A 22,155-nucleotide genomic window follows, 5' to 3' on the forward strand; every position below is an offset into this window, starting at 1 on the left:
GATAGTCAGCCGAAACCTTTTTTCGATAATCAACGATATCCTTCAATAGCTACTCAACGAATAACCCATGGAACATACAAAGATTTTGCTGTTGGATGACAGGGAGGAAAACCTGATCTCCCTCAAAGCAATCCTCAACCGCGACGATATTGAAATATACGCTACAACCTCGCCCAACGAGGCGCTTCGGATGGTCTGGGAGAATGAAATTGCCGTGGCATTGGTGGATGTTCAAATGCCGGGAATGGATGGTTTCGAGTTTGCCGAGACACTTTTTTCCAATCCCAAAACCCGGGAGATCCTGGTCGTGTTCGTGACGGCTATTTCAAAGGAAACTACCTACGCCGTACGAGGGCTTAAAACGGGCGCCATCGATTACCTTTACAAGCCACTCGATCCTTATATAACCAATGCCAAAGTAGATTCGCTCATCAAGCTGGCGCGAAGCCAGCGTGAGATACGGGAGAAAAATAAGCTGCTCGAAAACTATGCGACGATCGTCCTGAATTCACCGGATATCATCGCCACGGTAGAGCCCGACACTGGGGCAATATTGTCGATCAACCCGTCGGTGGAGACGATCCTGGGTATTGCGCCAGCTTCGGTAATCAGAACGTCCATGCTCGATTTGCTGGTGGATCCGCAGAAATCCGCCCTGCGTGACGTGCTTGTGAAGCGAAGTTTCGCAGGCGGCGAGACCATTGTTGTGGAGGACCAGTTTTACGGACGGCTTCGGCAACCGGTCTGGCTGGAACTGAGGATCATGTATAAGAACCGGTTACTGTTTGTGAACCTGCACGATGTGGAGAAGCGAAAGGCACATGAACTGGCGTTGGTCGAGGCGCAGGCGCAGGCGGAAAAGGCACGTAAGACGAAAGAGTCGTTCCTGGCTAATATGAGCCACGAGATCAGAACGCCGTTGAATGGCATTATCGGCCTGGGTAACCTGTTGTCCACAACTGATTTAAGCGATGGCCAGGAAGAGCTGGTGAATATGCTCAGGCAGTCGTCCGGATCGTTGCTGAATATCCTGAACGACATTCTCGACATATCCAAAATTGACGAGGGCAAATTCTCGATCATTCCGACGTCTACCGACCTGCGGATACTCGGTAAGCAGATTGTCGATTTGATGCAGTTTAAAGCCGATGAAAAGAAGCTGGAACTGCGCCTGGAAATCAGCAACCGGATTCCTGGATGCGTTATCGTGGATGGCATGCGTTTGAACCAGATCTTGCTTAACCTGGTCGGTAATGCATTGAAATTCACGGAAACAGGCAATGTTACTTTGAAGATGGAACACCTGGCCGAGACGCCGGCGGGGCACACGGTACGGTTCGCGGTGGAGGATACCGGCATTGGAATGTCGGATGAGCATTTGGCCAATATCTTTTCCGAATACGGGCAGGCCTCCGAGAATACTTCGCATCAATACGGCGGCACGGGGCTTGGACTCACCATTTCGCAGAAACTTGTGCGACTGATGGGTACCGAGCTCGAAGTGAACAGCCGTTTTCACGAGGGAAGTCAGTTTTTCTTTACATTAATTCTCCGGGACGCGAACGAAAAGGTAGGGAATGCCAAACCGGTTGTTTCGTTCCAGGACCTGCCCTCGTTTGAAGGTAAGAAGGTGCTCGTGGCCGAAGACAATCCCATTAATGCATTGCTTTTGAAAAAATACCTCAAAGCCTGGCAGCTTGATGCCGTGATCGTAGGTAATGGAAAAGAGGCCGTGGATCAATTGCGGGAAGAGTCTTTCGACCTGATCATTATGGATACGCGGATGCCTGAAATGGACGGTTTTCAGGCTGCCCGCGTGGCGCGGGAAGAACTGCGAATTGCCACACCCATCCTTTCACTTTCAGCCACAGTATTGCCCGAGGAAGTGTCGCAGGCGTTGGAGGCGGGGATGAACGACACGCTTTCGAAGCCATTCGAGCCGGAGAAATTGCATCAGAAAATAGGTTCGCTGCTTTCAACCATCGTGCCCGCAAACGTGTCCGGGATTTAGAGTGCAACGATTTGGGGCAACTTTTCGTAATGATTAATTGCCGGATTTCGTTGTAGAAAGAGTTAATTCTAATTGATAAAACAACCAATGAAAACGATCAGAAACAGTTGGTCATTGCTGCTGTTAATAGCCCTGGGCGGTTGCAGTTCTTCCAAAACGATGCCTTATGCATCCAAATGGAACGCGCCGTTCTCTTATGTGGATGAAATCAAACCCGACCAGCAGGATCAGCGGTCGCGCCTCAGATACGGAATCATCAACGACGACCAGTACGTGTATATCACGCTCAAAACAAAGGACCCCAATACGATCCAGAACATATTGAGCAGCGGCCTGAAAATCGCTTTCAGTCCCGAAGGGCAGAAGAAAGAAGCCTACGCGCTCACTTTCCCGGTAGTAATGAAAGAGGACCGCAAGGCATTGCGCCGGGTCGAAACTGATTTGCCCAATAGCCTAGGACTCGGACTACTCTTGGATTCGTACAATAAGGAAGCCGTTTGGAAAGACCGTGACGGGCAGCATTTGATCGATCTCGTGCGTCCGGATGGCAGCATTAAATCGCACATCGCGATGGACCGCGACGGCGAACTGACCGAGCAAATCGCGATTCCTTTCGCACTCATGAATGTGAATGCGCGCGAGACCGGCATGATGGGAATGAGCATTAAGGTCGACGGGCAATCGTCGTCGAACTCGGGTTTTAGTCCGCGTATCGGTATTGGTCTGGGCGGCGGTATCGGAATGGGCGGTGGTATGGGAGTAGGCATTGGTACCGGCGGGTATAACTCGCGTTACAACGGCAACGACCGCAATGTAGACATTCGCCTGGAAGTGCAGCTGGCAAGAGCTAATTAAACCAGTCTTTATCAGGAGCTTTGGCCCGTGGCACCTTGTGTCGCGGGCTTTTTTATTGTCGGGTGTGGTCAAGTGTTGTCATGGATTGTCATGTGTGATCAGGTAGGCTCATGTGTGGTCGTGTGTGATGATTGGGTGGTGTGTTTGGTAGCACATCAAGTTCTCCCCGCATTCTGTGGTGTGCGGTATGTACGCGACAACAATGGCTCGGTTAGCAATGATGTTGCCCGCACCTGTTTGGCATCTAGGTAGATGTAAATTCCCTCTTTGTAAATATTTAAATAATCAACCAATTGTTTGCCAGAATACTACGTCGTGTTTATTATTGCATAATACTTGATTAATCAAATATCTGTCAACTATAAATCAAATATATTTCAACTTTATGTCAACCATTTCACTGGAACTGAAACTGTTTTTAAACCTTGCCATCGTGCAGACAATCACGGCGAAACGCTTCGATGCGAGGCTTCAAAACCACGGTATCAGCCTGAATGAATTCATGATTTTACACCATCTGGCGAATGCGCAGGACGAGAAATTGCGGCGTACGGATGTGGCCGAAAAGGTGGGATTGACGGCCTCTGGTATCACGCGAGTGCTGTCGCCGTTGGAGAAGCTGGGATACGTAAAAAGGGAGGCGAACAGCCGTGATGCGCGCGTGTCGTACGTGAAGCTTGCCAACGCCGGAAAGAAGATTTACCTCGAAGCCATCACCACTGCGGAGGCTACGACGGAGCAGATTATGACCCCGGTAAAATCCAAAAAGCTGGATGAGTTGCAGCGAGTGCTCACCGAGCTAGGCGGTACCTTCGAATAGCCGGAGTGTATGGAAAGCTTTTAAAAATACCCCTCAAAAAAACGCCTCTGACAGACGATCTATCAGAGGCGTGATACAAGGGCCATGAAATGCTATTTCGCTTTCCTGACGTAGATATTTCCGTTCATGTTCTTCATCATGATCTCGCTGCCGCCACCGTTGACTTTGCCTTTTACCCAGTCTTCGATGCTGACCTTGTACATACCATCCTTGGAAGTCCTGGTCGCTTGCTGCACGGCTTTGTCGACGTCCACATCGAAGTCGCTGTAAATTTCGCCCCGATCGGATTTAGCCTTGATGTCGAACTTAGCCGTAGGAGGCAGAGTAATGTCGACATTGCCATTCAGTGTGGAGAAGGCCATCGGCGATTTAGCGGAGACGGTTTTGAAGTTTGCTTTCAGCAGGCCGTTTACCGTATTGGCTACAGCCGAGCCCGATACATTGGTAAGGCGGATGTCTCCATTCACGTTGGTGATTTCCATTTCGCCGTCCACGTTTTCGATCAGAATGTCGCCGTCATTGATTGTGCCTACATTCAGCGCGAACTTCGCCGGGACCTTGATCACCAATTCCATTTTGGTGTTGAAAAGCTTCGAGCTTATGTTCACGACATTGTTTTCTTCAGTCGCTGAAATGTCGAGGCCGCCGTTTTTGGAAATGCGCTTCATACCGTCGACTTCCTTCGGTTTTTCGGCCTTCTCCTTCGTAGTTGCATCGATCACCACCTGGTTGCCGCTGTATCCTGTCACGCGGATTGAGCCCGTGATGAGGTGCACTTTCAGCGAGCCGGGCTTGGCCGGATCGCTCAGGGGGATCGTCAGTTGTTCTTTCAAATCGCCCTGGGCCAGCAATGGTGCCGAAAGTACGGTAAATGCTGTGAACGCTGCGAGGGCTAAAATGCGCGGGGTCTTCATTTTGCTACGATTGTTTTTTGAGATAGATATTGCCATTGAATGTTTCGAATTTGTAGGTGGGGCCTCCGCTGCCGATGCGGATAAACGTTTCCGTACTGAGCTTGTAGACTGTTTTGTTTTCGCGGTTCTCCGCGTTTTTCACCACCCTCACCGGTAGCCTTTCGACGTTGGGGAAATCGGTGTAGAAGTCGCCGTTAAAGGTTTTGAACTGGCAGTCGACAGCCAGCGCGGCGGGGTAGCTGATCTTGACGTCGCCATTGAGTGTTTTGAAGTCGGACTCGCCGGAAGGGAGGGCAGCGTAATTGACTTCGACATTACCATTGATCGTGTGCATGGTTGCAGCGCCTTTTGCGTTCACGACTTTGATGGCTCCGTTGACATTGCGGATACCGAGCGAGCCGGTGACGTCGTTCACATTAATATCGCCGCCATTCACCGTCGAAACGTGCAAATTGAGCGAGTAGGGGACTTTTACGGTAAAATCCAGTTCAAAATCGTAATGGATTTTTGGCCCGTCCCAGTTGCGGCGGCTATGGTTTGGCCGCGAATCAAAAGGATTGGCAATGTAGGCAATAATGCTGTCGGCGTCTTGTTCAATTTCGAGTTTAAACTCGGCTTTGCCCTGGTCTAAATAATCCTGCGTTTTGGCGCGGATCTTTTTGTCGATTTCGAGGACTACTTTATCACCATTGTATCCTTCCACTTTGATGAACCCGTTGATGTTGTAAATAGCCAGCACATTTTTGGCTGCCTGGCCAGTGCTTATGGTAAATTCCTTGCTGACATGCTCTTTGTGTTCCAGCTTTTGCGCCGGGGCCTGGGTACAGCAGAGCACTGCTCCCGCCAGCAGGGGGATTACAAAATACTTCATGGCTAATAGTTGATTTAAGGTTTATGAAAGGTCTTTGATTGTCTGTTGGATCTTCACTTTCACGAGGTCGTTCAGGTCTTCTTTTTGCAGCAATGTTTTCAATGCCTTCACCGAACGTTTTTCCTGCAATTTGACCATCACATCGGCCAGGGCCACCTGTACCATCGGCGAATCCTGCAATGCGAGGGATTTAACCAATCCTTCCCGCACGGACGCATCGCCTGCATATTGCGTGAGCGCTTCGAGCGTGACGAGCCGCACATTGACGTTAGGATCGTTGTTCAAGGTGGCAAATAGCGCCTCTAAGATGCGATCGTCCGCGTGCGTAATCTCACTGGTGTACCCCACCGCCCGAAGCCGCTCAGTGGCCGAAGGGTTTTCGAGCAGCGACAGCATCATTGTGCTTTTCATGTCCTGCACCTGGCTTGCCAGCGTCTCAATCCGTTGCTGATAGGCGACGGCGTCGACCTTGCTGCGGCTCGTCCGGTTGCCGATTACCCAGCCTAATCCCACCAGCAGCAGGCTGAATCCGACTTGCACCGTCCATTGGGGCATTACGAACCCGCGGATACTTTCCATCATGCTCTGGAACGAGAACCGGGCCGCCGCTTTTTCCGCCTCTTTGAACTCGTCGAGCATCGCGTAAAAATTGGTACGCATGGCCTCCTTCGGTTCGGGAATCCTGATTTTTGCCATACTGTCCCAGATCTGCTTATCGGCGGCGAACTCTTCCTGGCACCTCACGCATTCGGCCAGATGCCGGTTAACCTCCATTTGCTCGCTTTTTTCGAGGTTGTTATTGAGCCATTCGGTCAGTTTGCCTCTCGTATATTCGCAGTTCATTTCCTTATCGTCTTTCATTTGTAAAAAACCTTTTCTTCAATTCTCCCAATGCCCTGTGGACCCGCACTTTCACTGTTCCTTCGTTGATGTTCAACACCTTGGCGATCTCGTCGTATTTCATTTCCTGGAACCTGCTTAATATTAGCACCTCGCGGTATTCCGGGCTTAATGCGCCCAATGCTTCGTGCAGAACGGCATTTTCCTGTTGTCGTTCCAGGCTTTCATCGGCGCGCATCCCGCCTTCGAGCCGGTCGGCTACCTCGTTCACGTCGTAAAAATTGAACGACCTGTTCTGCTTCACGGAGTCGTTGAGGACATTCCTCGCCAGGTGGTACATCCACGTGCGGAACTCACCCTCGCCGGTAAACGTGTGCCGGTATTTGAGCATCCGGTAAAACACATTCTGGACGAGGTCCTCGCTGAGGTCGGCCTTGTGCGTCATGTGGTAAAAAAATCCGAACAACGGCCGGTTATACCGTTCGAAGAGCAAGCCCATCTTATCCAGGTCCCCGGTTTTGACCCGGAGCATCAGCGAGTTGTCGGTTAGGGTATTCAAGGCTCTGCGCTTTGTTTTCGTGATTTTGATGTGGTAACTCGGAAGAATGAGAAAGGTTACAGGAATTTAGGAAAAAAATTAAAAATATTTTTTCAGTAGCTGGGAGGCGGGGAAGTGGAGTGCAGGAGGCTTGGGCTAGAGCCCGTGCGGAGCGTTGTGCGGTACTATGGTGTTGCGGTCCCAAGTCTGAAGACTTGGGTTGTGGGTTGAGTGATCATGGAGGCGTCCCGACTGTATGGCTGCTGACTTGTCGGGGTCTTTGTGGAATCCAAGTCTAAAGACCTGGGTTGGGAGGAGCGTTAGACTTAACCCGAGGCTTCAGCCTCGGGTCAGGCGTGCACCAGTCCGGCTTTAGCCAGAGTCCGACCTACGTCGTGAGCGGATATTTCGAAACGTCGCGTTGGCGGTCGCGTTCGGCTTTAATGGCTTCGTGGGCGGCCTGGATGGCGGTGTACTGGCTGAGGATCAGCTGGCGGACATCGGCGGGAAGGTCGTCGGATTTTAATGCTTCTTCGTAAGCCTTTTTCGCTGCGTCTTCGCCCATTTCTGCGTTTTCGAGGACGGCCCGGCGGTTATCCGCGGTGAATGTGGCCCGGATATCCATCCACACGCGGTACAATTTGCCCGAAAGCATTGTTCCCGTTGCCGGCTCCCCTCCAACGCGTGTTACGTTTGATTTCAGGTCGAGCGCATTGGCCCGGCTTTCCTCGGCAAGTTTATGAAACATGGCTCTGAGGTCGTTTTCGAGTTCGCCCGCTTCGGCCTCCGCTTTTTCATACCCGGCGATCCGGTCGTTGTTGATAAGGACCAGATCGTTCAGGATTTCGATCGTTTCTGAATTTTCTACCATTGTGGTTGTTGGTTTGATGATGCGCATTTGCATCAATAACCATTCCACAGACTTAGCGCAGGATACTGATCGAGTTGTCGTAGATCTTGTATGTACAGCCGGGCGCCTGGTCGCGGATTACTTGTTCGCTGAGGAATCGTAGAATGTCGTCGCGGCGCAAAAGTGGAGTCCCGGTTTGCGCCTCCCAGTATTTTGTTTCAGGAATAAATAAAATGACGACGGCATTGCCTCCGCCGAATTCCCAGCCAAACTGTATTTTGGTTGCGCCCTCGATATAGTAAATGCTCCCACCGCGGCCGTCCTGAGTATATTCCAGCCTTGGGAAAAAGCGGCTCATGATTTCGTTTTTAAATTTATCCACATCAATACCGCGATCCGTTTCAAAGCCATTGTAGTCGCGCGAGCGCTGGTCGTCGCGGTCGTACACCATGTGCAGGCTGCACGCTGGCGAAGCATAGCCGTCCTCGCGGTCGGCGAGATATTCGGGGATTCTGGTGCCGTATGATGTATTTTCCGCGGCAGGATGCTCTTCCGGCAGCGGAAGCAAGTGCACCTCCTCATTGCGAATGGCGTGGAAGATGTTGGCCGGCGCTTTTCCGTAAGGTGCTTTGGGAAAGCCTTCCGTGAACTTGATGAACTGAATGCGGTGTGTCCAGCCGTCGGGCCAACCGGCCTCAATGGTGTAGAAGCCCGGGGGATAGGGTAGCGTGTTGGTTAAAATCATGGTTCCGCCATTGAGGCATTCCCGCACGGGCCTTTCTTCGATCACTTCCTGCGAGCAGGCATTCGTAAGACGGAAAGTTCCCGCATCCCAGGCGTATTGGGGCATGTGAAATACGAGTTGCTGGCAGTCGGGATAATGCACGACCCGCACATTTACCGGCTTGATGCTGCCTGCCCGGCCCTCACCTGTTTTTTCCGCATTGTCCGCCCACAAATTCGAGACGTTCGTCAACACGCATTTGCCGTAATATGCATCTTCGGTTGGTGTGTGACCAGTCAGTGGCTCCGCGGCGTCGAGGGGGATTATTCCCGGCATACCATCGCCGATATCCGGAACGAAGTACCCCGATTCCGGTTGGTTTTCAGATTTTTCCAGAATGCGCCGCCGTACCTCAACGATATTGCCGGGCTGGAAAACGTGAATATGCCGGGTAATTTTGCAGCGGATCGTAGCTTCCATTCGCGATCAATGGTTGGATTAAACCCGGGCCAGGTGCAAACCTGCACAGGACCCGGGTTCTAATGTAATAACTATTTATTATTCAAATAGTTTATTTCGATCCATCGGCTACTCCGAACGGAGGGATTCAACAGGATTCATCAATGCCGCTTTAATCGACTGGTAGGAAATCGTGCACAATGCGACGAGCACCGACAGGGCCCCGGCCAATGCGAACATCCACCAGGTAACGTCAATTTTATAGGCAAATTCCTGCAACCAACGGTCCATAAGCCACCACGCCGCAGGCGTAGCGATGAGCAATGCGATAATCACCAGTTTGAGGAAATCCTTAGAAAGTAATGCGATAATGCCCGCTACCGACGCGCCGAGTACTTTTCGTACGCCTATTTCCTTTGTGCGTTGATCGGCCGTGAAAGTGGCCAGTCCGAACAGGCCAAGGCAGGCTACAAAAATGGTGAGTCCTGCAAATGTGCCCAGTATCTGGCCGGTTTTTTGCTCAGCCTTATAAGTTTCGTTGAAACGCTCATCGAGGAATGTGTAGCTGAATGGCATATCGGAATGGAAACCATCCCAGCTCTTTTTCATCGAAGCGAGTAGCCCGGAGACCTCAGCGCTGCGGGTTTTAACCATCATCCAGCCCCAGCCGTTGTTCAATGTCATCACAAGCGGGCCGATCCGCTCGTGCATAGACCGGAAATGAAAGTCTTTAACGACACCGATGACATGGTAGGTTGCTTTATTTCCCTGGTTGTCGCTGCGGGTAATGATCCGGTCCAACGCATTTTCCGGCGTCCAGCCGAAGGTCCTGGCGGCCGTTTCGTTGATGATAATGCCGGTTGAGTCCGTACCATATTCCTTCGAAAAATTGCGGCCGCGGGCCATTTCCATGCCCAATGTGGCGAGGTAATTGTAATCAACCTCGTAACGGAGCGTTTTCACCATCCGGTCGGTATTGCCATCAGGGTTCACAGTGAAATTGTTATTGTCGGAAGGCCCGGCCGGTACATAGCCTGACAGACTGACGTTCTCAATCCGTGAATCGTGCACGAGTCCCTCGCGGAATGCTTCCGTGTTCTTGCCCAGCGACCAGGTGGGGATTACGATCACCTGATCTTTGTTATAACCCAGCTTTTTGTTACGGATAAACTGCAATTGCTGGAAAACCACTGTCGTACCGACAATGAGGATAATCGACATAAAGAATTGAAATACAACCAATCCGCTCCGGAGATTGAAGCTTTTGCCCGAAGATGACAACTTGATCACGGATGAGCCGCCTTTCAGCACGGTGATAGGTTTGAACGACGACAGGAAAAACGCCGGGTAACTGCCTGCAAATATGCCGACGAAGAGGCCGATACCGATCAATGCAGGAATCAAACCCGGAATGGCATCCCATTTCAGCGAAAGATTTTTACCCGATAAATCGTTGAAAACAGGTAGCGCGATAATACTTAGCAGAATGGCCAGTACCAATGCGAGCGATGTCAGCAAAATAGATTCGGTGAGAAACTGACCCACCAGCTCGCTTTTTTCGGAGCCCATCACTTTTCGTACGCCAACTTCACGTGCGCGCTTGGATGAGCCGGCAGTGGAAAGGTTCATGAAATTGATGCAGGCAATGAGAAGCATCATCACGGCCACCGCTCCGAAAATGTAGATGTACGTAATGTCGCCATGTGCATCAAGGTCATATTGAAAATCGGAATGTAAATGGATGTCTGTCAGTGGTTGCAGGCGAAGTTCCAGGTTGTTACCCTGCTTACGGAATTCGGCTGTCGTCACGCCCATCGATTGTTTGAGCTGCGGGCTCATGTACTTATCGACCGTAGCAGGCAGTTTCGCTTCCAGGTTTTTGTAGTCGTAACCTTCCGGCAAAACCAGGTAGGTAAAGAATTCGGAAGTCATCCAGGAATTTGCTTTTGCCTCGTCTACAGAAGCCATTGAACCCAGCAAATCGAACCGGAAATGCGAATTAGAGGGAATATCCTTCATTACGCCCGTTACGCGGAGGGTTTTATTCCAATCTTTGAAAGTGATGATTTTGCCTACCGCGTCCGTTTTTCCGAAGTATTTTCGGGCGGCAGTTTCGGACAAAACAAGAGTATTAGGTTCGAGCAATGCGTTTTGGGGATTTCCTGCAATGAAGGGCAATGTGAACACTGAAAAGAAATTGGAATCGACAAAGGCCAGCTTTTCATCGCTGTAAAGCTTATTGTTAAGCAGCACCAACGGCTTTCCCCCTTGCCGGAGCCTTGTGGATTCGAGCACTTCGGGATAATCGGCCTTCAATGCGGCCGCAGTGGGAGGCATTACGTGCGACTCGTTAATAATCCCACCCTGCATCGTGCCTTTAAATGTAGTGCGAACAATGCGGTTGGATTTTTCATGGAAGCGGTCAAAACTCAGCTCATCGATCACATACAGGCTGATCAGCATGCAGGAAGCAAGGCCGATAGCCAGCCCGGCGATATTGATGGCGGAGAAAACCCGGTTGCGGACAAGGTTTCGCCAGGCGATTTTGAAATAATTTTTTAACATAGAAATGAAGGCGTTTCTTAAAGTTCAATTTTCATGGCTAATAGACGGTACATTGTATTGCATAGTACATTGTATAAAATATATGCCAAAAATATAATTTGTTGTTTTACAACTGCTTGGGTTTGTGTCAAAGAAATAGCCCGTTCGTATTCGGACACTTTTGTACGATAACGACCGTGCTCGGAGGCTGTTCTTTGCTACATTTACGATCGATTTAAGCGCATTATGACGGATCTTGAACAATACCTGCAAACCTATTTCGATTTCGACCAGACCGAGCTGGTTAAAGTCTCGTCATTTTTCAAACCCGAAATACTGAAAAAAGGCGACTACTACCTGAAAACCGGGAAACTTTGCAATAGACTAAGCTTTATCAAATCGGGTTTACTGCGTGTTTACGTGGATTTGGAGGACAGGGAGGTGACCCAATGGATTTGCACGCAGGGCTATTTCGTGACCGATCTGGCAAGCCTCGTGTTTGCGACTCCCGCCCGCTGGAACATTCAGGCGCTTGCTGACACCGCCGTCTACACCATCGAAAAAGAGGATTATGACCGCCTCGGTGACTACATCTCCAAATGGCCGGTTACCGAGAAGCTCTTTATCGCCCATTGCTTCACTACCCTCGAAGACCGCGTGTTTTCTTTTCTGTCCATGACCGCAGAGCAGCGCTACAACCTGCTTTTCGAAAGCCACCGCGATATTTTCACGCAGGTACCTCTGCAATACATTGCCTCGATGCTCGGCATGACTCCTGAGACCATCAGCCGTATCCGCCGGAAGCAGCTCAACTGATTTCTTGATCTAGGTCAAGTGTGTTCGAAAATGGCCCCTATACCTTTGCAGGGTCATTAATCAACTACTTGTATATGTTTCTAGGTCATTATGGTTTAGCATTTGGAGCAAAGAAAGTCGCTCCCAAAGTTTCGCTTCTGGCGCTCTTCGTCGCCGTCGAGTTTGTCGATATTCTCTGGCCGTTCCTGCTTATGCTGGATGTAGAGAAGGTTAAGATCCGTCCTGGGTTCACGGAAGTGACTCCATTTGAGTTCGTGCATTATCCCTATACGCACAGCCTCGTAATGGGCATCGTGTGGGGGCTTATTTGCGGGGGCATTTATTGGTTATTCCAAAAAGATCTGCGGAGTGCCGTCGTCGTCGGTCTGGCAGTCCTCAGTCACTGGTTCCTCGACCTCGTGGTACACGTTCCGGACCTTCCGCTGACGCCTTTTGGTACTGAAAAATTCGGACTGGGCATGTGGAACTCATTATCGCTGACCGTTTTAACGGAGTCCATCATCTTTATTGCGGGCGTCTGGATTTACATCAAAAACACCCGCGCTATCAACGGTAAGGGCAAATGGGGCCTGTTCTCACTGATCGCCTTTTTCGTTATAGCCGAAATCTTCAATATGTTCGGCCCGCCGCCGGAGGATTCTATTCCTGCATTGCTCGGGTCATTTGTGGTTTTGCAGGTGATTGTGCTGGGGCTGGCTTATCTGACGGACCGGAATAGAGCCTGGAAATGAGGTTTGTTCGCCGCAGGATCATTGGTGGTGGAAATTACTCTTTCTCAGTTGAGTTTTCTTCCCGGAAAGCCTAATTTTAAGTTTTACACACTATACAATGGCGAGAAAAACCAGGCGGGAAAAGCTGGCTGAACAAGCTAATGCGCGTTTGAAACATATCGAAAATGTTTTGCTTGGTTCCAACGATCAATTAAGCGACGCTGAATTTGAGGCGTACACCAATGAAGCGATCAAGCTGAGAAATATGTTAAAAATGATGTTAGAACTTCTTAATAAGCACTCATGAAAGCAGAATTCAGGCGTCGCCTTAATGAGTATCGGTTGCAGCTGATAGCGGCCGATCGCGCCAGCATACCCGCCATCAAAACCGAATTTTACAAATGGTATGATTCGGTTTCGGATGAAGACAGAGCTTCAATGGAACCCTTTTGGGATGAAATAAAAAAGGAACTTTGGGAAGTGATTAACGAGGCGAAGGAGTTGATTGAGGAACTGAGGAAGCTGAATGAAGAAGAGCTTGCAGAGGCGAAGAAGTAACTCCTTACATCAATCGGAACGGTCAACCGCCGAGCATAGACGATTTGCTATGGTCGGCGGTCAAAAAATCACTTCCTCTGAAACCCTTTGTAATGTGCTACAATATCCTTGTCGCTGAACTTGTGGTTCGGGTCCTTTCTGCCAAGGAAATACACCCCGCTCGCGGTATCTACATTAAATGAATCGGGCACGAGATGGTCGAAAAATCGGATCCAGCCAAATGCCATCGCAATAACAATAGCTGCTTTTTTGCTGCGTGTAAGTCCCCAGGCAGCATACCGCACATTCCAGAGCAGTACGGTGCCGATGCCGGTCAGAAAGCCCGAATCCAGTAATTTGAAATCCTTGAACAGCAGACGGTGACCGCTTTCGGTGAAGCGGGTGAAGTCGTAAGGGCCTTCGTGCACATGCTGCTGGAACGGCGTTTCGGCGTAAACGATACCGCCGGGTTTAAGCACGCGGTGGATTTCCGCTACTACACGTTGGGGGTACATCACATGTTCGAGAACCGCCTGGATCCAGATACCGTCGATACTGTTATCAGCTATGGGCAGGGAGTGGCCATCGGCAATGAAATCGGTATTAGGAGATGCATAGATATCGAATGAGAGCACATTAATGTCTTTCGCATCGTACATTCCCGCAGCACCGTTCCCGACGGCCCCGCCGCCGATAATCAGCGCGGTCGATTTTTTGTCCGGATATTTAGGGACACTTTCCAGGAACTGCGCGAGGTTCCGCTTCGTTTTGCCGTCGCCGCCCCAGAAAATTCTCTTGATAGCGTCATATTTGTTGCCGCTGCGTGGGATCAAGCTCTCCCCCCCGGTGGCAAGTAGCGACTCTTTGCTCAGAATGGTCTGGTCGAAATTGACGAGAATGGGGATCTTTTTTTGAATTAATGGTATTCTCTCAGTTGAATGAAGGCATGACGAGCCGGTACAGTAAATGTTTTCGTCCTCGATTTTCAAAGTAGACAAGCAAAGTGGACAGGTCATTATTCCACTTCGAATTTGTTCCGTAAGGGTAGGACTTAGTGTGTTCATAGGGTGTGTCTTTTAGTTAAAACGGCTAGCCGCCTGTCGATAAGCGCAACTAAACCTTCCAAATATATCATAGACCTGGACGATCCGGCGTAATTCTGTGGGCGAAATGAGCAAAGGGTCGAATATTCATGACCATCGGTTAGACCTATTTATTGCTATTTGATTTTCGTAACTTTGCCGCATGGAAAAACCGGAATCACTCGAAGAATTCTATCAATACAAATTCAACTGGCTGCCGGAGAATTTGCAGCAGGATATCGGGCATTTCAATGTGTTCCCAATGGGCGAAAATTTACTTGCTAACCCTACGCCTGCGCGGTACAGCCGCAGGGATTTCTACAAGATTGCTCTGATACGGGGTAAAAACCTTTATCATTACGCCGACAAAAGTCTCGAACTCGACGGAACCGCACTGATGTTTTTCAATCCGACGGTACCTTATACCTGGGAAGCGGCTTGTGACACGGTGACGGGGTATTTCTGTATTTTCAAGGAGGGTTTTTTCTCCGAAAAACTGCGCGGTAACGTAGCGGATTTGCCCATGTTTGCCGTGGGTGGAAAGCCATCCTACATTCTCAACGACCTTCAGGATGCCCATGTCAGTCAGATTTTCGAGAAAATGCTCGATGAAATCGCGTCGGACTATCCGTTTAAGTACGACCTGCTGAGGAATTACGTGACCGAACTGGCACATTACGCTCTGAAAATGCAGCCCAGCGAAGCATTATACCAGCACCCCAATGCAAACTCGCGGATTACCGCCGTATTCACGGAATTGCTCGAACGCCAGTTCCCGATCGAAGCGCCGTCGCAGCGGTTTACGTTGCGTTCTGCGCACGATTTCGCGGAGCAACTCTCTGTGCACGTCAATCACTTGAACCGCGCCATCCGCGAAACAACCGGCAAAACGACAACGACGCACATCGCCGAACGCCTTACCTCCGAAGCAAAAGCACTTTTGCGGCATACCAACTGGAACATTTCGGAGATCAGCTACTGTCTAGGCTTCGAAGAACCGTCACATTTCAACAATTTTTTCAAGAAGCAGACCAGTTTTACCCCATCTGCATTCCGGGTTGTTTGAATTTTGCAAGTATCTGTTTGAACCGCGCAATGCCCCGGTGCCGCGGCCATTGTACTTTTGTCATATTAAAACAATCAACAAAAAACAATGGAAAACAGAAAAGTATGGTTTGTTACCGGCGCCTCCAAAGGGCTGGGATTGGCACTCGTGCAAAAATTATTGGCTAATGGCTTCGCAGTAGCTGCTACGTCGCGCTCCATCGATGAGCTGAAAACCGCAGTGGGAAGTACAGAAGCGCAGTTTTTGCCGCTCAGCGTTTCATTAACAGACGAGCAGAGCGTCGGCAAGGCGATTGCCGATACACTGGCGGCATTCGGCCGTATAGACGTGGTCGTCAACAATGCAGGGTACGGCCTGGCCGGCAGTCTGGAAGAGCTGTCGGATGCTGAATCGCGGGGCAATTTTGATGTGAACGTCTTTGGGACATTGAATGTGATCCGTGCGGTGATGCCGCATTTGCGTGCGCAGGGGGCAGGGCATATTCTCAACATTTCGTCGATCGCCGGTATTACAGGAGCATTTCCGGGCTTCGGGATTTATTGCGCTACGAAATTTGCGGTTAATGGCCTATCGGAATCACTGGCGGCGGAAGTGGCGGATTTCGGCGTGAAAGTGACGATTGTCGAGCCGGGTTATTTCCGTACCGACTTTCTTACCGCAGGTTCATTTGTGACTCCTAAAAACAGGATCGCCGCATATCAGAACGTGCGTGATTCGGAGGCATTGCACCAGCAGCAGATCAACGGACAGCAGCCCGGCGATCCTGTCAAAGCTGCTGAGGCTATGATTCGCATCGCAGGCGAGGTCAATCCTCCGTTACACCTTATCCTGGGCGAGGATGCATTCGGTCTGGCGCAAAGCAAGATAGCTGCGTTCTCAGGTGAGCTGGAAAAATGGAAATCAGTGTCTGTTTCGACAAATTTCGACGTTTAACTGACTTTAAAATATCCTTATCTTGCGGCATTGACAGCATTTCAAACCAAAACAAACTATGGCCGTTGAAGGAAAAATAAGGGCAGTCGTCACCGGGGCGACAGGTATGGTGGGTGAGGGGGTACTGCTGGAATGTCTGGAAAATCCAGACGTCGAATCTGTACTCACTATCAACCGGCGGCCGCTTGAAATGAGCCATCCGAAGCTCAAAGAGATCGTACACAAGGATTTCTACGACATTTCCCTCATCGAGGATCAGTTGAAGGGCTACAATGCCTGCTATTTTTGCCTGGGCGTATCATCGGTTGGAATGAAAGAGCCTGACTATAAGCGCGTAACCTACGACCTTACGATGCACTTTGCGGGGGTACTCAGTCGTCTGAACCCGGATATGACCTTCTGCTATGTTTCGGGAGCCGGTACCGACAGCACCGAACAGGGCAGCACCATGTGGGCAAGGGTGAAGGGCAAAACCGAGAATGATTTACGCAAACTTCCTTTTGATCAGGTGTTTGCTTTTCGTCCGGGGTTTATGAAGGCAACAGAAGGACAGAAAAACCTGCTAAGCTTGTACAAATATATCGGTTGGATGTATCCCATCGTGAAAGCGATTTTTCCAAACTGGGTTTCTACGCTTACACAGGTCGCAAGAGCGATGATCAATGTGACGAAGTACGGCTACGACAAAAATATCCTCGAAGTAAAGGATATTAACCTCGTAGGAGATAGGCAGTACGTCTGATCATTTCATTTTCTCGTACGAGAATGCATCGCCTTTCAGGAGCGGATGTTCGCCTATTAAACCGTTTTTTTCTGGTTTAAGGACGATATTTTCCACGAAAATCTCGATGATCCAGGGTTCAATACGGAACTCGAAATAGTTGTCGTCCGACTCCACCGGAAATGAAGTGTAACGTTCAGGCGCCAATGAGAAAAAGAGGTCGATGCCGGTCGTTTTGGTCTTCGGTATCTGAAACATGCCTTCCTGGTTCATTTTACCGTACTTTTCGCCTCCTGTGGTCTTGATAAGTGTTTCGAAAAAAGGCAGGATCTGCGCGTTGCTATCGACAATTTTGATCGTAGTGAACTCGTCGGAGGCGGTTTTACTCGTCACCAGCGCGAAATCGCGTTCCGGCCTCGGGCGACTGTTGAGAATGATTCTTCCCTCCTGAAACTGCCATTTCCCGTTTCCCCGGCGGTCCATTGCACCAAAGGAGAAGTAGAGCTCGAAGGTGCTGTCGGGTTTAAGAAGGAGCGCGGAGGCGGTTTCCATTACGCCCCGTAAATGGTACTCGCCCGGAATGGAATTCGGCGCCTGCGCAGCAGCAGAGCCTGCAAGGAACAATGCGGAGAGGAGGTGGAGTGTTTGCTTCATTGCAGGATAGTTTAAAGTGTATAGTTGAGTATGCCGTGTTCCGCTTAGGACATACGACTTAGGAAATTTAATTAAAAACAGCCGTTTTATCCACGGGATAATTATTATAAGGCGTAAATACTGAGCATGTAGAATAACGAAGCCGGACCCATCGCTGGATCCGGCTTCACTTTTTTATCGGCAGTCAACTAATTAGCAAGTGGTAGTTCGTTGCTCTACCCACTGGATGATTTCGTCGGCGCGTTCGAGTCCTCGTCGGGCAACAACAACATCTTGTGTGCCGTCATAGCCCATATATAAATGAAGGAGTTCGTAAGCATTCACGAAGTTGCTCAGCACTTTTTTGTCAATTGAGGCTAGCTGCTCTTTATACCAGTTAACGTCCTTCCGTTTTTTGTTTTTGATTCCCAAAAAGCCGTCGAGCGCCACGAGTATACCGGTGTAAGCAGCATGCCCAGCTAGTTTCACATATTTCCGATCAGTGTACAGATCATTTTCTTTGCTGGCCTTATCCCTTAAAATAGTCCGCGCGTTTTCAACATAGCGTTTAGCTTCAAGAACAGGGTTTTTGTCTGTCATAGTGATGTGTTTTAAAATGTTACTTATCTGTCGGTAACTGATTAATTAGCAGGCGGGGCAGTTCGTTGCTCTACCCACTGGATGATTTCATCGGCGCGTTTGAGGCCGAGTTGCGCAATGCCTGCTTCTCGGGCGCCATCATAGCTCATATATAGATGCAGCAATTCATACGCACTCACAAAGTTGTTAAGTACTTTTTTGTCAACCGAAGCTAACTGCTCCTTATACCAGCTAACGTCCTTCCATTTCTTTGTTTTGATACCAAAAAAGCCGTCAAGTGCCATGAGTACACCTGTATAAGCCGCGTGCCCGGCCAGTTTGACATACTTGCGGTCGATATACAGATCATCTTCCTTAAGGGCCTTTTCTCTCAAAATAGTACGTGCATTGTCTACATAGCGCTTTGCTTCGAGAACAGGGTTTTTGTTTGCCATAGTGATGTGTTTTTAGTTTCAGTTAAAACAAAAATACATCTTTCAATACCCTATTACAATTCCAAAACCTCCCTCGGTTTCTGCGGTTTACGGCGTTTTTCGCTCCACAGATACAGCGGTGGGATGAGGATTGGCGCGAAGAGCAATGTGCTGGTCAAGCCGCCAATGATTACCGTCGCAAGCGGCCGTTGAACGTCGGAGCCGATGCCAGACGAAATAGCGGCCGGTACCAGACCGATAATCGCTACCACCAGAATGGACAGCATGGCCCGGAGCTGTTCGGAAGATGCTTCGAGCACGTGGTCTGCAAGGTCGTTTTCGTGCGCCTGGGCGGTCCGGTTCAATGCGGATACGAGCAACACGCCGGCCATCACGGAAATACCGAATATGCTCACAAAGCCCACCCCGGCTGAAACATTGAAGTAGTACCCGCGGATCAGCAAGGCGACAATGCCGCCGCCCAGTGCAAAAAGGATGCAGCTCATCGTCACCATCGTGTGCGGAAGGTTTTTGAAAAGCATAAAGAGGAACAGGAAGACCATCACAATGGTGAGCGGAATGGTGAATGCCAGCTGCTTACCGGCGCGTTCGAGGTTTTCGTACTGGCCACCATAAATGATGCTGTAACCCTTTGGTACGTGAACTTGTGCATTGAGCTTACGCTGCAACTCCTTTACAAAACCTCCCTGGTCGCGACCGCGAATGTTGGTGCGGACGGTGACCATTCGTTTGCTGCCATAACGATAGATATTCGTCTGGCCTTCAATGAAATGGATATCGGCCAGCTGGCTCATAGGTATGAGCGCGCCCGTGAGCGAGGGCACTTGCACGCTCTTGATCGCGTCGATCGAGTTGCGGTATTTGGGCAGAAAGCGGATCACGATATCGTATCGTTTGGTGCCGTCATAAAGCGTCGAAATGGTTTTGCCGCCGATGGCCGCTTCAATCATGTTCTGAATATCGGCCACATTGATCCCGAAGCGGGCTGCCGCCTGCCGGTTGATATTAATAGCCAGCTGTTCCTGAGGACCTTCCTGTTCGATATTGACGTTGTCAGCACCAGGGTTAGCTTTCACGATTTTGGCAATGGCTTCCGCCTTTTTGCGCATCATATTCAAATCGTCGCCCACCACGGACACTGCCAAATCGGCCGCGCTACCGGTCACGATCTCCATTACCTGGTCGATAATCGGCTGGCCGGAAGAGAATGCAACGGCAGGAAGCTGTGCTTGGAGGTCGGCTTTGATCTTTTCCACCAGTTCCTTTTTGGTAATGGTGTGGCTCCAAAGGTCGTAGTCCTTCAATCCGACGAGGATTTCGTTCCGGTTAGCAGGGAATGGGTCGGTACCGTCGTCGTTGCGGCCCGTTTGTGTGATGACGAACGATATTTGCGGATATTTGGCAATGATCTTCCGAATTTTTGGCGCGTAACTGGCATTTTCCTGGATGGTAATGCCTGCCGGAAAGTTACCGCGGAGGAATATCGAGCCCTCATCGAGTGTTGGCAAAAACTCGGTTCCCAGTTTGATACCGAATAAAACCAGTATGGTCACAATGCTGAAACCGATCAGCACTGTGGCTTTATAATTTTTCAAAAAGCCACTCAGCGCGTTGGAATACGACTTTGTAAGGAAATCCAGTACAAAGTTTTTATGCTCTTTCATCGGCTTCTCAGGATCGGCCAATGCTTTTTTATAGGCAAATGAAATGAGTACGGGAATAAACGTCAGCGCGGCCAGCATAGAACCGATTACAGCGAATGCGAGCGTCAATGCCATGGGAGAGAAGAGTTTACCTTCCACGCGCGTCATAAGCAGGATAGGCATGTACGCGAGGATAATGATCGTCACCGAGAAAAAGATCTCACGGCCCACTTCCTGCGCCGACAGCAATGTGATTTTGACGATTCCCTGCTGCTTCTCTTCGGGGCTGGCCGTCCGGTATTTGCGGATCAAATGCTCGGCCATCACGCAGGCACCGTCCACGATAATACCGAAGTCGATCGCGCCCAGGGAAAGCAGGTTTGCCGGAATGCCGGTCAAACGCATCAATATAAACGCAAACAGTAGCGAGAACGGAATGGTAAGCGCGACCACCAATGCACTGCGGATGCTGCCCAGGAAGAAGATCAGCAGGATTACCACGATTGAAATACCCTCAAACAGCGTATGCGCCACAGTTTCCAGTGAATGGTCGATGAGGAAGCTGCGGTCATAGAGGGGTTTCAAATGCACGCCTTCGGGCAGTTCGCTGGCTTCGAGGTCGGCGATCCGTTCTTTTAATACTTTCAAAACTTCACTCGGGTTTTCGTAGCGGCGGAGCAGGATAATACCCTCCACACCGCTGCTAACATCCACTTTATCAGCCGTTATGGTGTAGCCCATTACGCCGCTGGGCGGTGGAGGCGTGATTTCGACAGTGGCGACATCCCGTACAAATACCGGCACCCCATTGTCCGATTTCAAAACGATATTCTGTATATCCTGCTCATTCTTAATGGCACCGAGCCCGCGGATGGCAAAGCCCTGGCCGCCGCGAGCGATCACATTACCTCCGGTATTCTGGTTGTTGGCGTTGATCGCGTCGATCACATTTTGCATCGACAGGCCGTATTTCACCAGCTTTTCAGGCGAAGTAATGATGTGGAATTGCTTCAACGGGCCGCCGAAAGTGGTCACATCGGCAATGCCGGGTACTTGGAGCAATGCAGGTTTGATCACCCAATCCTGTAAATCACGAAGCTGCGTGGGGCTGTAACTGGGCGGTGCTTCTACCACATAACGCAGGATTTCACCCACCGCGGTAGAAAGCGGTGCAAGCTCCGGTGCGACGCCGTCCGGCAGCTCAGCCGAAGCGAGCCGTTCGGTAACTTGCTGACGGGCGAAATAATCGTCTGTGCCGTCCTTGAATGTGAGTTGGACTACCGACAGCCCGAATATGGTCCGGCTGCGCCTGTCGAGCACATTTGGCGTGTTTTGAAGGGCCCTTTCGATGGGAACGGTAACCTGTTGTTCCACTTCTTCGGCGGCGCGGCCGGGATACTGGGCCACTACGATTACATTGGTATCGGCGATATCCGGGTAAGCTTCTATTTTGAGCTGTGTAAAGCACCAGTAGCCGGCGCCCATCAGCACTACGCTCACAGCGATTACAACCCACCGGTTGCGAAGGCTGAAAAAAAGCAGGTTCTTGATCAT

22 protein-coding genes are annotated in these 22,155 nt (G+C 50.2%); 10 read left to right on the top strand and 12 right to left on the bottom strand.

The window, feature by feature from the left end:
• Window positions 1-67: 67 nt before the first annotated feature.
• The 3 genes from ACQ4MZ_RS21255 (at window position 68) to ACQ4MZ_RS21265 (ending at window position 3,686) form a co-directional block, all read left to right on the top strand.
• Window positions 68-2,011 (top strand): response regulator, encoded by a 1,944-nt coding sequence (locus ACQ4MZ_RS21255; protein ID WP_430848242.1) that lies wholly within the window; start codon window positions 68-70, stop codon window positions 2,009-2,011.
• A gap of 87 nt (window positions 2,012-2,098) precedes the next feature.
• Window positions 2,099-2,866, top strand: coding sequence for a hypothetical protein (locus ACQ4MZ_RS21260; protein ID WP_430848244.1), 768 nt, complete (start codon window positions 2,099-2,101; stop codon window positions 2,864-2,866).
• 385 nt (window positions 2,867-3,251) lie between these two features.
• A complete protein-coding gene (locus ACQ4MZ_RS21265) occupies window positions 3,252-3,686 on the top strand; it encodes a MarR family winged helix-turn-helix transcriptional regulator (protein WP_430848246.1) in 435 nt (144 codons plus the stop codon).
• A gap of 92 nt (window positions 3,687-3,778) precedes the next feature.
• On the opposite strand, the gene ACQ4MZ_RS21270 is transcribed toward ACQ4MZ_RS21265, so the two are convergent.
• From ACQ4MZ_RS21270 to ACQ4MZ_RS21300, 7 genes are all read right to left on the bottom strand, one after another.
• The gene (locus ACQ4MZ_RS21270; protein ID WP_430848248.1) at window positions 3,779-4,600 is read right to left on the bottom strand and encodes a DUF4097 family beta strand repeat-containing protein; all 822 of its coding nucleotides are present in this window, start codon (window positions 4,598-4,600) and stop codon (window positions 3,779-3,781) included.
• 4 nt (window positions 4,601-4,604) lie between these two features.
• The gene (locus ACQ4MZ_RS21275; RefSeq protein ID WP_430848250.1) at window positions 4,605-5,471 is read right to left on the bottom strand and encodes a DUF4097 family beta strand repeat-containing protein; all 867 of its coding nucleotides are present in this window, start codon (window positions 5,469-5,471) and stop codon (window positions 4,605-4,607) included.
• A 21-nt stretch (window positions 5,472-5,492) separates the two neighbouring features.
• Complete coding sequence (locus ACQ4MZ_RS21280) at window positions 5,493-6,332, bottom strand: HEAT repeat domain-containing protein (RefSeq protein WP_430848252.1); 840 nt, start codon at window positions 6,330-6,332, stop codon at window positions 5,493-5,495.
• Window positions 6,319-6,843, bottom strand: coding sequence for an RNA polymerase sigma factor (locus tag ACQ4MZ_RS21285; RefSeq protein ID WP_430848594.1), 525 nt, complete (start codon window positions 6,841-6,843; stop codon window positions 6,319-6,321). Before ACQ4MZ_RS21285 ends, ACQ4MZ_RS21280 begins: the two co-directional genes overlap by 14 nt.
• A 394-nt stretch (window positions 6,844-7,237) precedes the next feature.
• Window positions 7,238-7,720, bottom strand: coding sequence for a PA2169 family four-helix-bundle protein (locus tag ACQ4MZ_RS21290; protein ID WP_430848254.1), 483 nt, complete (start codon window positions 7,718-7,720; stop codon window positions 7,238-7,240).
• A gap of 52 nt (window positions 7,721-7,772) precedes the next feature.
• The gene (locus ACQ4MZ_RS21295) at window positions 7,773-8,903 is read right to left on the bottom strand and encodes a hypothetical protein (RefSeq protein WP_430848256.1); all 1,131 of its coding nucleotides are present in this window, start codon (window positions 8,901-8,903) and stop codon (window positions 7,773-7,775) included.
• Window positions 8,904-9,011: 108 nt separating this feature from the next.
• Window positions 9,012-11,447: an ABC transporter permease gene (locus tag ACQ4MZ_RS21300; protein ID WP_430848258.1), complete on the bottom strand. Its 2,436-nt coding sequence runs from the start codon at window positions 11,445-11,447 to the stop codon at window positions 9,012-9,014.
• 225 nt (window positions 11,448-11,672) lie between these two features.
• On the opposite strand from ACQ4MZ_RS21300, the gene ACQ4MZ_RS21305 reads away from it, so the two are divergent.
• The 4 genes from ACQ4MZ_RS21305 (at window position 11,673) to ACQ4MZ_RS21320 (ending at window position 13,510) form a co-directional block, all read left to right on the top strand.
• The gene (locus ACQ4MZ_RS21305; protein ID WP_430848260.1) at window positions 11,673-12,242 is read left to right on the top strand and encodes a Crp/Fnr family transcriptional regulator; all 570 of its coding nucleotides are present in this window, start codon (window positions 11,673-11,675) and stop codon (window positions 12,240-12,242) included.
• A gap of 74 nt (window positions 12,243-12,316) precedes the next feature.
• The gene (locus tag ACQ4MZ_RS21310) at window positions 12,317-12,973 is read left to right on the top strand and encodes a metal-dependent hydrolase (RefSeq protein ID WP_430848262.1); all 657 of its coding nucleotides are present in this window, start codon (window positions 12,317-12,319) and stop codon (window positions 12,971-12,973) included.
• A 97-nt stretch (window positions 12,974-13,070) separates the two neighbouring features.
• On the top strand, window positions 13,071-13,259 hold the full coding sequence (locus ACQ4MZ_RS21315) for a hypothetical protein (RefSeq protein ID WP_430848264.1): 189 nt from the start codon (window positions 13,071-13,073) through the stop codon (window positions 13,257-13,259).
• Window positions 13,256-13,510, top strand: a complete 255-nt coding sequence (locus ACQ4MZ_RS21320) for a hypothetical protein (RefSeq protein WP_223401421.1) — start codon at window positions 13,256-13,258, stop codon at window positions 13,508-13,510. Before ACQ4MZ_RS21315 ends, ACQ4MZ_RS21320 begins: the two co-directional genes overlap by 4 nt.
• Before the next feature lie 68 nt (window positions 13,511-13,578).
• Here the strand turns inward: ACQ4MZ_RS21320 and ACQ4MZ_RS21325 are convergent, their stop codons facing one another.
• Window positions 13,579-14,478 (bottom strand): class I SAM-dependent methyltransferase, encoded by a 900-nt coding sequence (locus ACQ4MZ_RS21325; protein ID WP_430848266.1) that lies wholly within the window; start codon window positions 14,476-14,478, stop codon window positions 13,579-13,581.
• A gap of 256 nt (window positions 14,479-14,734) precedes the next feature.
• Here ACQ4MZ_RS21325 and ACQ4MZ_RS21330 point away from each other — a divergent pair, with 256 nt between their 5' ends.
• From ACQ4MZ_RS21330 to ACQ4MZ_RS21340, 3 genes are all read left to right on the top strand, one after another.
• Window positions 14,735-15,637: a helix-turn-helix domain-containing protein gene (locus ACQ4MZ_RS21330; protein ID WP_430848268.1), complete on the top strand. Its 903-nt coding sequence runs from the start codon at window positions 14,735-14,737 to the stop codon at window positions 15,635-15,637.
• An 87-nt stretch (window positions 15,638-15,724) separates the two neighbouring features.
• Complete coding sequence (locus ACQ4MZ_RS21335) at window positions 15,725-16,570, top strand: oxidoreductase (RefSeq protein ID WP_430848270.1); 846 nt, start codon at window positions 15,725-15,727, stop codon at window positions 16,568-16,570.
• A gap of 58 nt (window positions 16,571-16,628) precedes the next feature.
• The gene (locus tag ACQ4MZ_RS21340; RefSeq protein WP_430848272.1) at window positions 16,629-17,312 is read left to right on the top strand and encodes an NAD-dependent epimerase/dehydratase family protein; all 684 of its coding nucleotides are present in this window, start codon (window positions 16,629-16,631) and stop codon (window positions 17,310-17,312) included.
• On the opposite strand, the gene ACQ4MZ_RS21345 is transcribed toward ACQ4MZ_RS21340, so the two are convergent.
• The 4 genes from ACQ4MZ_RS21345 to ACQ4MZ_RS21360 all read right to left on the bottom strand — a co-directional run bounded on the left by ACQ4MZ_RS21345 (window position 17,313) and on the right by ACQ4MZ_RS21360 (window position 22,155).
• A complete protein-coding gene (locus ACQ4MZ_RS21345; RefSeq protein WP_430848274.1) occupies window positions 17,313-17,945 on the bottom strand; it encodes a hypothetical protein in 633 nt (210 codons plus the stop codon).
• Window positions 17,946-18,137: 192 nt separating this feature from the next.
• Window positions 18,138-18,524 (bottom strand): DUF5618 family protein, encoded by a 387-nt coding sequence (locus ACQ4MZ_RS21350; RefSeq protein ID WP_430848276.1) that lies wholly within the window; start codon window positions 18,522-18,524, stop codon window positions 18,138-18,140.
• Between the two features lie 41 nt (window positions 18,525-18,565).
• Window positions 18,566-18,958, bottom strand: a complete 393-nt coding sequence (locus tag ACQ4MZ_RS21355) for a DUF5618 family protein (protein WP_430848278.1) — start codon at window positions 18,956-18,958, stop codon at window positions 18,566-18,568.
• Between the two features lie 53 nt (window positions 18,959-19,011).
• The gene (locus ACQ4MZ_RS21360; RefSeq protein ID WP_430848280.1) at window positions 19,012-22,155 is read right to left on the bottom strand and encodes an efflux RND transporter permease subunit; all 3,144 of its coding nucleotides are present in this window, start codon (window positions 22,153-22,155) and stop codon (window positions 19,012-19,014) included.

Origin of the sequence: Dyadobacter sp. BHUBP1, assembly GCF_050587785.1 — a bacterium.
In the GTDB taxonomy this organism is placed as follows: domain Bacteria; phylum Bacteroidota; class Bacteroidia; order Cytophagales; family Spirosomataceae; genus Dyadobacter.